General features: G+C 34.4%; 10 protein-coding genes. 6 read left to right on the top strand and 4 right to left on the bottom strand.

Features of this window, described 5'->3' with window-relative positions; translation table 11 throughout:
• Positions 1-5: 5 nt before the first annotated feature.
• A complete protein-coding gene (nqrE, locus tag GQN54_RS11355; RefSeq protein ID WP_160633671.1) occupies positions 6-620 on the top strand; it encodes an NADH:ubiquinone reductase (Na(+)-transporting) subunit E in 615 nt (204 codons plus the stop codon).
• 26 nt (positions 621-646) lie between these two features.
• A complete protein-coding gene (gene nqrF / locus GQN54_RS11350) occupies positions 647-1,957 on the top strand; it encodes an NADH:ubiquinone reductase (Na(+)-transporting) subunit F (RefSeq protein WP_160633670.1) in 1,311 nt (436 codons plus the stop codon).
• A gap of 91 nt (positions 1,958-2,048) precedes the next feature.
• Here nqrF and meaB read toward each other — a convergent pair whose 3' ends face one another.
• The 4 genes from meaB to GQN54_RS11330 form a co-directional block, all read right to left on the bottom strand.
• Positions 2,049-3,068: a methylmalonyl Co-A mutase-associated GTPase MeaB gene (gene meaB, locus GQN54_RS11345; RefSeq protein ID WP_160633669.1), complete on the bottom strand. Its 1,020-nt coding sequence runs from the start codon at positions 3,066-3,068 to the stop codon at positions 2,049-2,051.
• 3 nt (positions 3,069-3,071) lie between these two features.
• On the bottom strand, positions 3,072-3,713 hold the full coding sequence (locus tag GQN54_RS11340; RefSeq protein ID WP_160633668.1) for an O-methyltransferase: 642 nt from the start codon (positions 3,711-3,713) through the stop codon (positions 3,072-3,074).
• A gap of 2 nt (positions 3,714-3,715) precedes the next feature.
• The gene (locus GQN54_RS11335; RefSeq protein ID WP_160633667.1) at positions 3,716-4,945 is read right to left on the bottom strand and encodes a M16 family metallopeptidase; all 1,230 of its coding nucleotides are present in this window, start codon (positions 4,943-4,945) and stop codon (positions 3,716-3,718) included.
• Between the two features lie 269 nt (positions 4,946-5,214).
• Complete coding sequence (locus GQN54_RS11330; protein ID WP_160633666.1) at positions 5,215-6,672, bottom strand: MltF family protein; 1,458 nt, start codon at positions 6,670-6,672, stop codon at positions 5,215-5,217.
• A 70-nt stretch (positions 6,673-6,742) separates the two neighbouring features.
• Between GQN54_RS11330 and GQN54_RS11325 the strand changes: the two genes are divergently transcribed.
• The 4 genes from GQN54_RS11325 to GQN54_RS11310 all read left to right on the top strand — a co-directional run bounded on the left by GQN54_RS11325 (position 6,743) and on the right by GQN54_RS11310 (position 12,340).
• Positions 6,743-8,857 carry a WG repeat-containing protein gene (locus GQN54_RS11325; RefSeq protein ID WP_160633665.1) on the top strand — a complete coding sequence of 705 codons (2,115 nt, stop codon included), beginning with the start codon at positions 6,743-6,745 and terminating at the stop codon, positions 8,855-8,857.
• On the top strand, positions 8,848-9,483 hold the full coding sequence (locus GQN54_RS11320) for an NUDIX hydrolase (protein WP_160633664.1): 636 nt from the start codon (positions 8,848-8,850) through the stop codon (positions 9,481-9,483). Before GQN54_RS11325 ends, GQN54_RS11320 begins: the two co-directional genes overlap by 10 nt.
• Positions 9,484-9,872: 389 nt before the next feature.
• The gene (locus tag GQN54_RS11315; RefSeq protein WP_160633663.1) at positions 9,873-11,630 is read left to right on the top strand and encodes an aromatic amino acid hydroxylase; all 1,758 of its coding nucleotides are present in this window, start codon (positions 9,873-9,875) and stop codon (positions 11,628-11,630) included.
• Positions 11,630-12,340: an SDR family NAD(P)-dependent oxidoreductase gene (locus tag GQN54_RS11310; protein ID WP_160633662.1), complete on the top strand. Its 711-nt coding sequence runs from the start codon at positions 11,630-11,632 to the stop codon at positions 12,338-12,340. The genes GQN54_RS11315 and GQN54_RS11310 overlap by 1 nt, the downstream gene beginning before the upstream one ends.
• Positions 12,341-12,796: the final 456 nt, after the last annotated feature.

Here is a 12,796-nt window from a genome sequence, read left to right as displayed (position 1 = left end):
TTATCATGGATTACATTAATATATTCGTCAAATCAATATTCGTTGAGAATATGATTTTCGCCTATTTCTTAGGCATGTGCTCTTATTTGGCTGTTTCTAAAACAGTGAAAACAGGTGTAGGTCTTGGAGCAGCAGTTATTTTTGTATTGGGAATTACTGTTCCAATCAACTTCTTATTGGAAAATTACATTTTGAAAGAAGGTGCTATGACTTGGATGGGTGAGGAGTTTGCTTCTGTAGACTTAAGCTTTTTGAGTTTTATTATGTTTATTGCTGTTATTGCATCTATTGTTCAGTTAGTAGAGATGGTGGTAGAAAAATTTGCTCCTGCATTATATGGTGCTTTAGGTATTTTCTTGCCTTTGATCGCTGTAAACTGTTCTATCTTGGGAGGTTCTTTATTTATGCAAGAAAGACAATATTCTAGTTTAGGTGAAGCTACTGTTTTTGGATTAGGTTCAGGAGTGGGTTGGTTTTTAGCTATTGTTGCAATTGCAGCCATTAGAGAAAAAATTAGATATTCAAATGTTCCTGCTCCATTAAGAGGTCTTGGAATCACTTTTATCATAACAGGTTTGATGGGTATTGCCTTCATGTCGTTTATGGGAATCGAATTATAATAGTCATTTAAAGAAAAACAGAAAATATGTTTTTAGCGATTAATACAACCACAATCTTTACGGCAATCGTCGTAGTATTTATTGTTGTTCTACTTTTGGTTTCCTTATTGTTATGGGCTAAAGCAAAATTAACAGCTTCTGGACCTGTAAAGTTGGTAATCAATGGAGAAAAAACAGTAGAAGTGAATGCCGGTAGCACAATACTAGCAACATTAGGTAATGAGAAGATTTTCCTTCCATCTGCTTGTGGTGGTGGTGGTACTTGTGCCATGTGTAAGTGTCAAGTAATTTCTGGCGGCGGTGAGATCCTTCCTACAGAAAAACCTTACTTCTCGAGAAAAGAAATTGCTGATAACTGGAGATTAGGTTGTCAAGTGAAGGTAAAACAAGACATGGAAATTAAAATTCCTGAAGAGATTTTTGGAATTAAGAAATGGGAATGTGAGGTTGTTTCTAACTATAATGTTGCCACTTTTATTAAAGAGTTTGTTGTAAAATTACCAGAAGGAGAAACGTTGGATTTCGAAGCAGGAGGTTATATTCAGCTAGATGTACCTGCTATCACAGTTGACTTTAAAGATATCGATATTAAGCCACTTCCAGATGATCCTGCAGGTCCAAATAAGTACCAAGAGGATTGGGATAAATTTGGATTATGGGATCTAAAAATGGTTAACCCTGAGCCAATTTTTAGAGCTTACTCAATGGCCAACCACCCAGCTGAAGGTAATATTGTCATGTTGAATATTCGTATCGCTACTCCACCATGGGATAGAGCGAACAATGCATGGATGAATGTTAATCCTGGAGTTTGTTCTTCTTACGTATTTAGTAGAAAGCCTGGAGATAAAGTAGTGGTGTCAGGTCCTTATGGAGAATTCTTTATCAAGGAAACTGACGCAGAAATGGTGTATGTTGGTGGTGGTGCTGGAATGGCTCCATTAAGAGCTCATATTTTCCACTTATTCCATACATTGAAAACCGGTAGAAAAGTTTCGTATTGGTATGGTGGACGTTCTAAAAGAGAGCTATTCTACATTGATCATTTTAGAAAAATTGAAAAGGAATTCCCAAACTTTAAATTTCACATTGTATTGTCTGAGCCACTACCAGAAGATAACTGGAAAGCAAAGAGCAGTATGGAAGATGAAGGTGATGGGTTTACAGGATTTGTTCACCAGGCATTTATTGATAATTATTTATCAAAGCATGAAGCTCCAGATGAAATAGAGTTTTATTTCTGTGGACCACCTATGATGAATGCTGCAGTTATCAAAATGTGTGATGACTGGGGTGTACCTGAAGAAAATGTATCATTTGATGATTTTGGAGGTTAATCCAAAATCGGATTTTAACACCTATAAAAAGGTCTCTAGCTTCTGCTAGAGACCTTTTTTGTTAATGCCATTTTTAAATTTAGATATCTATTTAGTTTGCATTCTTGATTAACTCGTCTACTGCAGAAAATGGACTTCTTTTCCCTTCGATAACTAATTTCTCTAGTGCCTTAGATCGAATCTTATTGGATTCGTTTTGCATGAATTGTTGAATGATTTCATGTTCTAATGCTTTACGAAACCATTCAAGAGCTTGGCCTTTTCGCTGTTTTTCAAAAAAACCGTTTTTTTCGATTAAATTGAAATATTGTAATGTTATATTGTAGACTAAATCAATATTGGATGCTTCTAAAGCGGAACAAGTTTCTACTTTAGGAATCCAACCACTAGTAGTAGCCGGAAACAAATGCAACGCATTTTTATATTCCGTCCGAGCTCTTCTTGCTGGTTTTAGATTTTCTCCTTCCGCCTTATTGATCACTAAAAGGTCTGCCATTTCCATAATTCCCCTTTTTATTCCTTGAAGTTCATCGCCTGCACCGGCTAACATTAACAATAGAAAGAAGTCTACCATGCTTTTTACTTCAACTTCACTTTGCCCAACTCCTACAGTTTCGATAAGTATCGTATCAAATCCTGCGGCTTCACATAAAATGATAGTTTCTCTAGTGGCTTTACTTACTCCTCCCAATGACCCCATTGATGGAGATGGTCGTATAAATGCTCCTTCCAAATTAGAAAGTGTTTCCATTCGGGTTTTATCTCCAAGAATACTACCCTTATTACGGTTGCTACTTGGGTCCACAGCTAAAACTGCTACTTTTTTGTTTTTTTCTTTGATTAAATACTGACCAAAACTTTCAATGAATGTACTTTTTCCTACACCTGGCACTCCAGTAATTCCGATTCTTTTAGATTTTCCAGAATAGGGCAAACAAGCATCTATTATTTCATGAGCTTTTTGCTTATCGTCAAAGCGACTGCTTTCAACCAAAGTAATAGCTATACTCAAGAAGGTAATGTCCCTTGAAAGAATCCCTTTTAGTATTTCTGAAGTTGAGTATTCTTTACGGACTTTAGTTAATTGTCTTATGTTTTTGTTGATGCTCAAATCTTATATTTTTCTGATGATCATTAAGCCATCACGAATTGGGAATAATATATTCTCTACACGCTCATCATTTTGAATGGCAGTATTAAATTCCTGCAGTGCAATAGTTTCTATGTCCTTTGGTTTCGCTTTTTCCGTTACTTTTCCACTCCAAAGTACATTGTCTGCAATGAGAACTGTACCTGGTTTTACTTTTTCGATCAATAGCTTATAGTAATTGAGGTAATTCTCTTTATCAGCATCTATGAATATTAAATCAAAATCTACGCTAAGACCTGGAATGATTTCTAGTGCATTTCCAATGTGCTGCTGTATCTGATCTGAGTATGGAGAATCTTTAAAGTACTTATTGGAGATTGTTTCTAACTCTTCATTGATATCGATGGTGTGTAAAGTGCCATCCGGAGCTAGTCCTTCAGCTAAACATAATGCAGAGTATCCTGTGTAGGTTCCTATTTCAAGAATATTTTTTGGACGCATCATTTTTGAAAGCATACTCAATGTTCTTCCTTGAAGATGTCCACTCAACATTCGTGGTTGTAAAACATTCAGATGTGTTTCTCTATTTAATCGATACAGAAGGTCGGATTCATTAGAGGTGTGTTGGTCTGAGTAATTTGATATGTTTTCTGGTAAAAAATCCATTTTTATTTATTGATATAAGCCAAATGACTAAAGTTGTTGGTATTTAAAATTTCATTCGCTATCGTTAATACTTCTTGTGCCGTAATTGATTCTACTTTGGCAATGATTTCCTCTAAAGTAGAAATTCTATTGTGTACCATCAAACTTTTTCCATAAGACAACATCAAGGCTTGATTATTTTCTCTTCCTAAGGCCATTTGTCCTATAATTTGCTTTTTAGCTTGTGATAGCTTTCTAACACTTAGCTCATTTTCTCTCAATTTCTTTAATGCTTTATTCACAACGGCGATTGTTTTATCCAAATACTGTTGATCCGTCCCTAAATAAATGGAGAATAGCCCACAATCTGAATAAATGGAATAATTGGATTCTATATTATACGTATAACCTAATCGTTCCCTAACTTCCATGTTTAGTATACTATTCATTGCAGGACCTCCAATCAGATTATTCAAAAGAATCATCCCATTCTTTTTGTCTTCGACTGTGCTATAAGCCATATTTCCGCAGATGTAATGACTTTGGTAATGGTCTTTTTGAATAGATTGTTCTACTTTTCGATAGGTTTCAAAAGTTTCACGTTGATGATTTCTTTTTCTCTGTATAGGAGCATTGAAATGTTTTTCCAAAGTTTCCTTTAATCTCTTCTCCGAAAAAGCACCAACTGAACTGATCACCATTTCTTCAGTGGCATACAATCGATTCATAAAATTATGGATACTTTGTTGAGTAAAAGATTTTAAATGCTTTTCTGTTCCAAGAATATTACTTCCTAAAGGATGTTTTCCAAAAACTAACTCTTCGAAGTCATCATAAATCTGATCATAAGGACTATCTAAATAAGATGCAATTTCATCAATAATGACATCTTTCTCCTTGATAATCTCTTTTTTTGGAAAAACGGAGTTGAAGGTGATGTCGGCGATGAGTTCCGCAGCCCTATTTAAATGTTCCTTTAAGAATGAAGCATGAAACACCGTTTCTTCCTTAGTGGTGTATGCTTCCAATTCTCCACCTACACTATCCAAGCGATTCAAAATGTGAAACGACTTCCTTTTTTTAGTTCCTTTAAAAATGGTGTGTTCTATAAAATGTGCCAATCCCTTTTCACTATCCTGCTCATCTCTTGAACCTGCATTAATGAAAAGCCCAAGGTGGGCAACTTTTGTTGATTTTACTTGTTTGTGAACTACTCGAATCCCGTTCTCTAGTTCAAATATTACAAATTCCATATTGCAAAAATATGGTTTAGTTCGCCGGAATCAACTCATAAGATAAACCAAATTTAACGCTTAATTGATTCTCATCAATTTCATTGATAGGGTGCGCTCTAGAATAATTGAGGAATGGAGAATTTTTTAATTCTAATGTTTGCTTTATTAGCTATAGCTGTACAGTCGTCTTCGTTTGATTTATTGACTTCTATTTTATTAATAAAGAACATAAATACTAGGAGAATGTATTATAATGTATGGAAGTTTTATAGTTCAATACTTCTATTTCACTTTGAATTGATAGAATCAGTTACATTTTCATAGTGCTTGAATCTTTCTATCACTTCTTTCACATAGTAATAAGGTTCTCTTCCTCGACAGTAACCATGCCTTACTACTGGATCTTTATAGTATTTGGGTTTTGATTTATTTTTGAGCATCTCTGCCACATTTCCATCCCAAACCATTGGATCTAACTCGTATTTTTCTGCCAAACGCATAGCATCCCAAATATGACCTAACCCCACATTATAGGCAGCCAAAACAAATTTAATTCTCTCATTGGGGTCAAATACCTTTTCCTTTAATTCGTTGTCTAAGTATTTTAAATATTTAATTCCTGCTTCAATCTGATCAGCGTTGGTAGAGTTGCTGTCTATTCCAAATTGTTGGGCAGTAGTCGGCATTAATTGCATAAGGCCTGATGCTCCAGCCCATGAAACTACTGATGGGTCAAATTGTGATTCTTGATAGATTAAAGCTGCTATTAAACGCCAATCCCAATTGATCGCCTTGGTTTTGTCTTTTATAATATCGTCAAATGGAGAAATGATTCCACTTTTGGCACTATAAAAGTCACTTATCACACGATTCCTGTAGGAATAGATATTTTTAAAGTATTTTTGATAGAGGTATTTAAATTCAACTGTTTTTTTAAACTCTGTTAGCCATTCGTCAATAGCAGCTGCTAATTCTGGAGAGTTTTTTCGTACAGCCCACGAAATTCGTTGTTTTAAACTAACAGATAAGCTAATATCAATATTATTAAAGAAGGAAGTATTAATCCTTGCGATATTCCTATCGGCGATAGTATAGTCAATTTCTCCTTTAGATACTTGTTCAATTAATGTTTCCGTACTAATGTCACCGTCCACGGTTTTTATATCTATTTCTGCACCAATCTCATCTGATAGGTTCACTAATCTAGAGTAAAATGAGGAGTTTTTACGAACATAGACTTCTTTGCCTGCCAATTCTGTTACAGAAGTTAACAATAGAGAATTTAATTTAGCTTTACTCATGTTCTGATAGCCATCAGGTTTTCGCTGAATCAAAACTTGTTCGGTTAGATTATTTAGTTGGGTGAACTTAACTTCTTTTGCACGCTCTTTAGTTACTGTCCAATTCGCTGCAATTACATCTCCTTGGTAGGTGTTGAGTAGAGTAATAATATCGTCTAAGTTTTTTACAGGAATAACTTCTAAGTCTACATCAATATAATTAGCGAAGGTCTCAAGTAGCTCGTATTCATACCCCATCGGCTGGCCTTTATAAACGAAGTAGCTTGTTGAGCTGTAGTCGATTAATGCACGTAAGACTCCCTTTTCTTTGATGGTCTCTATGTCATATTTTTGTTTAGCTTCTTTTTGCTCAATTTTCGGTGTTTTTTTGTCACCACAGGCAAGTAATAATCCTATTAAAAGAATGGAGTATATGCCAAGTAAAAATGAAAATCGATTAATCATATAAGAAGTTAAGAGAGATGTAGCATCTATTTTGTTTAATTAATTTCGCAGTCAATTTATATACGTAATCATGCAAAAGCAGTTACTACTTCTATTTACTAATATACTACTTTTCTCTTCAGTTTCTTTCGCAGGAAAAGTAGAACGTGCTTTTAAAGCATTAGAAATTTATAATTATTTTAAAGCAAAGGAGCTTTTTGAGAAAAAAGTAAATCGACATGATGCTGCTGCAGCTTATGGTTTATCTATTATTTACTCAACAAATAATAATCCATTTTATGCCCTCGATTCTGCAAAAAAATACATTCAATTATCTGAACAGTTCTTTCCAAATGTGTCCGATCGAAAGTTGCAAAAGTACAAAGAGTATGGATTTGATTCTACTGCAATTTTGCTATTAAAAGATTCTATTCATCATAAAAAGTTTAAAGAAGTACTTAAGAAAAATAGCATTAAGGGATACAATCACTTTATCTCAAACTATTCTGATGCAAAACAATTAGAAGTGGTTGTTTCCTTAAGAAATGAGTTAGCATTTGAGCAAACTAAAGAAATCGGTACACCAGAAGCTTATTTTATGTTTATGGAAAGATACCCCAACGCTTCTCAACTGTCTGAAGCTAGAGCTAATTATGAGTTAAGTTTGTATGAATCCATTACACATAGTCAATCAATAGAAAGCTATTCCACTTTTTTAGAACAATATCCAGAAAGCCCGTTTGCAAATAAGGCACAAGATGAAATCTATAAGAGAACAACTGCAAAGGGGCAAGTCAAAGATTATGTAGAGTTCGTTAAAAATTATCCGTCCAATAGGAATGTTAATATTGCTTGGCGGAATATCTATAAATTGTATACCCGTGAGTATACCGCAGAGAAAATTGCAGAGTTCCGTTTGGATTACCCCAATTATCCTTTCATGGATGAGTTGATGGTTGATTTTGAATTAGCTGCAAAGAAATTTTACCCCATTAAACGAGATAATAAGTATGGGTTTATTGATAAAGAAGGTTCTGAAATGTTACCTTTTGAGTTTGATTGGGCAGATTTTTTCTCTGAAGGGATTGCTATTGTTGAAAAGGATGACTTTGTAGGAGCTATTAATAAGCAAGGAACCGTAATCATTCCATTTGAATATTCAGAAATAGAGCGTTTCAATAATGGAATAGCGGTGGTAAGCAAACAAGGGAAATTTGGATTGATCAACAAACTCAATCAATTGATTTTACCTTTAGAATACGATGAAATTGGGATTTTTAATGACGGTTTGGCTTTAATTTCAAAAAATAATTACTTTGGATATATTGGTAAAAATGGAGTGATAGAAATACCACTTATTTATCAATCAGCTGGGGCATTCCAAAATGGATATGCTTATGCTGAAATGAACGGTAAGAAGGGGATTATTAATTTAAAAGGTGAGGCTGTTATTGATTTTATTGCGGATTGGATAGAACCTTTTAATGTTGATGGTTTAGCAAGGGCTAGAGTTGGGTCGAAATATGGAGTTTTTGCCAATAATGGCTCTATGATTGTAGATTTTCAATTCGAAAATATATCTGAATTTTCCAATGGATATGCTTTGGTTGCCGATTCTACTAACAAATATTCTTTTATTAACGAGAAAGGTAAATTGATTTCAACCATGAGTTTTGACTTTATTCCTGAAGCCCTAAGTTTTAGTAAATTTTCGAAAGAAGGATTTGCCAAGGTAATAACTAAGGGTAAGATTGGGATAATTGATACTACAGGAGAGAAAGTTGTTCCAGCCATATTCGACGCCATTGGAGCTTACCTCCCAAAAGGCTTAACTGCTGTTAAGAAAAAAGGTAAATGGGGATATATGAACCCGGAAACTAGATTGGTAATTTCTTATGATTATGAATTTGCAGGTGAATTTATCAATGGAAAAGCAATTGTAAGAAATGATATGGGCTTCGGCATCATAAATGAAGATGGTAAACAATTGCTGCCATTTGAATACAATTCGATAAAATGGATAGACAAGTTAGGGTATTTGGTTGAAAAGGGTATGGAGAAGAATCTATTATCCATGGATTTCGTTCCTATTTTGCCGAAATATTATCAGTCTATTGAAGTGATCGACGAGAATTTAATTAAATGTGCTACATTAAACTCAGTTGAAGTTTATAATAGAATAAAGGGACAAATCGTGTGGAAGTAAACTCAAAATTTGAATTTTTTATTACCGATTTAAAGAATCGTTTGAATAATGAGTTGCCTGGAGATTTGGCGCATCAGAAGATGATGTCTTACAATCGACCATTGGCATCAGAAGTCAAAAAGAACAAGGCATATCGCGAAAGTGCGGTATTAATTTTATTCTATCCCATAAACGAAATTCCTCATGTTGTTTTTATTCTGAGACAAAGTTATGATGGCGTTCATTCAGCTCAAGTCGGGTTTCCTGGCGGGAAAAAGGAAGAAACGGATAGAGACTTAGTCCAAACAGCATTAAGAGAAGCTAATGAGGAACTGAAAATATTAGATAAAGAAGTCTTCATAATTGGAGAACTTTCAGAATTGTATGTTCCTCCAAGTAATTTTCTCATTTCGCCTTTTATCGGCTATACAAATACAAGACCTACTTTCGTCAAAGATGAGTATGAAGTGGCAGAAATTATAGAGGTGCCTATTCATGATATTTTAGGAAATGAATATTTAACGACTACTACCATATCACTTCCAAATGGAGCAAAGTTAAAAGTTCCCTGTTTTCAATTCAATAACCGAATTGTTTGGGGAGCAACAGCAATGATTGTGCAAGAGTTAATCGATTTATTAGACTAACACTCGAGTGAGAATAAAATAGATTCCGTATATGATAAGGAAACTGATCAGAATTTTGAACGAGCCTTTGAAATACTTTGGATTTTTCTGAATATCTTTTCGGTAAGCGAAAATCATTCCAATGACAAAAGCGACTAAAAAGAATATTGCGAAGTAAAACTGACCACTACTGAACATAGAATATTATTTAATGGCGGTAAAATTAGTCAAAAGGTGTTGATTTTAGTTTTAAAAATGCAGAAGTAATTTAGCTCATTATTTATGTTGAATGTAATTTTTATTCATTAAGAAATTATTGAACCCTCATCTTCTAAAATGCTTTTGTTTTCATGGTTATTATTGAATCTGACTACTCAATTGCTTAATTTTATCGTTGTAAAAGTAAGATTATGGAAAGTAACCCGTTGATAGATAGATTGCCATCGCATTTGAAGCAATTTATTGTGGAGCAAAGTAGCGCTGATTATACGGCGCAAGACCAAGCTGTATGGAGGTATGTGATGAGACAAAACGTAAACTACCTTTCTAAGGTGGCCCATGGATCATACTTAGAAGGGCTAGCGAAAACTGGTATCGATATTGAAGAAATTCCTGAAATGTATGGCATGAACAGGATTCTTAAAGAAATTGGTTGGGCCGCAGTTGCTGTAGATGGATTTATCCCTCCATCAGCATTTATGGAATTTCAAGCTTATAAAGTTTTAGTTATTGCTGCAGATATTCGTACTATAGATCATATTGAATATACACCTGCACCAGATATTATTCACGAATCTGCAGGTCATGCTCCAATTATAGCGGATCCTCAATATGCAGAGTATTTGAGATTTTTTGGAGAAATAGGAGCGAAGGCAATGTCCTCAGCCAAAGACTATGAATTATATGAGGCAATTCGTCACCTTTCTATTATTAAAGAAAACCCAAATACGAAAGAAGAAGACATCGTAAAAGCAGAAAAATGGGTAGACGAAATTTCTGCAAATATGGGTGAGCCTTCTGAAATGAGCAGAATTAGAAATCTGCACTGGTGGACGGTTGAATATGGCTTAATAGGAACTCTTGAAGATCCAAAGATTTATGGGGCAGGTTTGCTTTCTTCTATTGGAGAGAGTTATTCCTGCATGCAAGATGATGTTAAGAAGATTCCATATTCAATAGCAGCGGCTGATCAGGCTTTTGACATAACTAAGCCTCAGCCTCAATTGTATGTTACACCCTCATTCAATACCTTAACTAGGGTTCTGAATGAATTTGCCGATACCATGGCCTTAAGGAGAGGAGGAGCTTATGGGCTTAAATTAGCAGTTGAGTCCAAGGCTGTTGCTACTGCCGAGTATTCTTCAGGATTACAGATATGTGGGGTTTTTACTGACTATATAACTGATGAAAATGAAGAGTTAGCATATGTCCAAACTACTGGTCCCACAATGCTCGCATATTACGATCAAGCTTTAGTGGGACATGGAAAAGACGCGCATGGTGATGGATTTGGCTCTCCCGTCGGAATGTTATTGGGTTATACAAAACCCATCGAAAAAATGTCTTATGCGGAATTAAAAGAAAAAGGTATTGAAACAGGTCGAACCATTAAAATGGAGTTTGAAAGTGGAGTCAAAATAGAAGGCTATTTGTACTTGCTAAGAAAAAATCGCTACGGAAACGTTATCCTCATGACATTAAAAGAGTGTACGGTCACCTATGGAGATCGAATTCTTTTCAGTCCTGATTGGGGGTTATACGATATGGCTGTTGGTGCGCAAATTAAGTCAGTCTTCAATGGGCCTTCTGATGCGGAAGCATTTAAGCTTGAGTTTAAGGTTCCTGAAGAGAAAACTCAGAAAATTATATTTAACGATAAGGAAAAAAAGTTACATGCATTATATCGTAAAGTAAGGCAAATACGTGAAGATGTTTTTTCTGAAGAGGCCTTGCTTGAAATTTGGTCAATTCTTAAAAAAGATTATTTTAACGAATGGTTGTTGCCATTAGAAATTGCTGAGTTACTTTCAAAGGAAAAATCAAGTCCTGAAGTTGTAGATGAAATAACAAGACATTTATACCAACTAAGTGATAAACGTCCTGAGATTGCTACATTGATTAATAATGGTTTGAATGCATACCTTAACCAAACTCCAACAAAAGTCTAATGAATGTTATAATAACAGGTGCAAGTCAAGGTCTCGGGTTTGAGTTAGTTTTACGCTTTTGTAGCCTTTACCCAGAAGTGAATATGATGGCTATTGCTAGATCTGTTGATAAACTAAATAATCTAAAGTCGATTTGTAAGAATAAGTATGGAATTGACATAACAACTGAAAAAATTGATTTTAATAGTGAGAACTTCCATTTGAATATAAAGGAGAAGTTTTCAAAGCAATTTGACTCAGTTGATATATTGATTAATAATTCGGCTATCTTATTCAATAAGGCATTTCCTGAAAATACCTACTATGATGCTCTTACCATATATAAGGTAAACACACTCGCGCCTTATTTTTTGACTCAAGCACTACTACCCTTACTTAAAAAATCAGTCAGAGCACATGTTGTAAATATTAGCAGTATGGGTGGGTTTCAAGGGAGTTCAAAATTTCCGGGTCTTTCGTTATACAGTTCTTCGAAGGCTGCATTGTCCAATATAACGGAATGTCTAGCAGAAGAACTACTAGATACTTCTATTAATGTTAATGCGTTAGCTCTTGGTTCTATTAATACTGAAATGCTAAGGAATGCTTTTCCAGGTTATATTTCACCAAATTCACCTGCTGATATGGCAAGTTATATTTGTGATTTTGCAGTTAATGCGGGAAGTGTTTACAATGGAAAAGTTCTTCCCGTATCCAATTCTACACCATAGGAATGATTGATAAAAATTAAATAGTTGATATTAAGGGAGCTTTAAATTTGTTTTAAATTAAATTAAAAAAATGCTTGCAGAATCAATATTTAGTTTTAATTTTGGCCTCCCGTTCAAGGAAACGTTCATTTAATATTCGAGTTTTTATGGTTGAAAAAAAAGTTATTTTTTTCTTAAAAGTGCTACTACGAATTAAAAAATAGTATTACTTTTGTCGACCCGAAAAACGGGAATTGAAAGGTTTGAAAAGTTGCGAATAAAAGTTTTGAAAAAAGCTTGTGGTAATTAAAATGAATTATTACATTTGCAGCCCCTTAAAAACGGGAGTTCTAAATAAGATTGAGTGAGCTTTAAGTAGCTACGAGATAAATAGGATGTAAGTGTTGGAAACGGCACGAAAGTTCTTTGAAAATATTGAAGTATAAGTAAAAGTATAGTAAATACTTTAGTCAATTT

This window comes from Acidiluteibacter ferrifornacis (assembly GCF_009909615.1).
In the GTDB taxonomy this organism is placed as follows: Bacteria; Bacteroidota; Bacteroidia; order Flavobacteriales_E; family Vicingaceae; genus Acidiluteibacter; species Acidiluteibacter ferrifornacis.
Note: the sequence above shows the minus strand (reverse complement) of the source record. Positions and strands in the feature narration are given on the sequence as shown.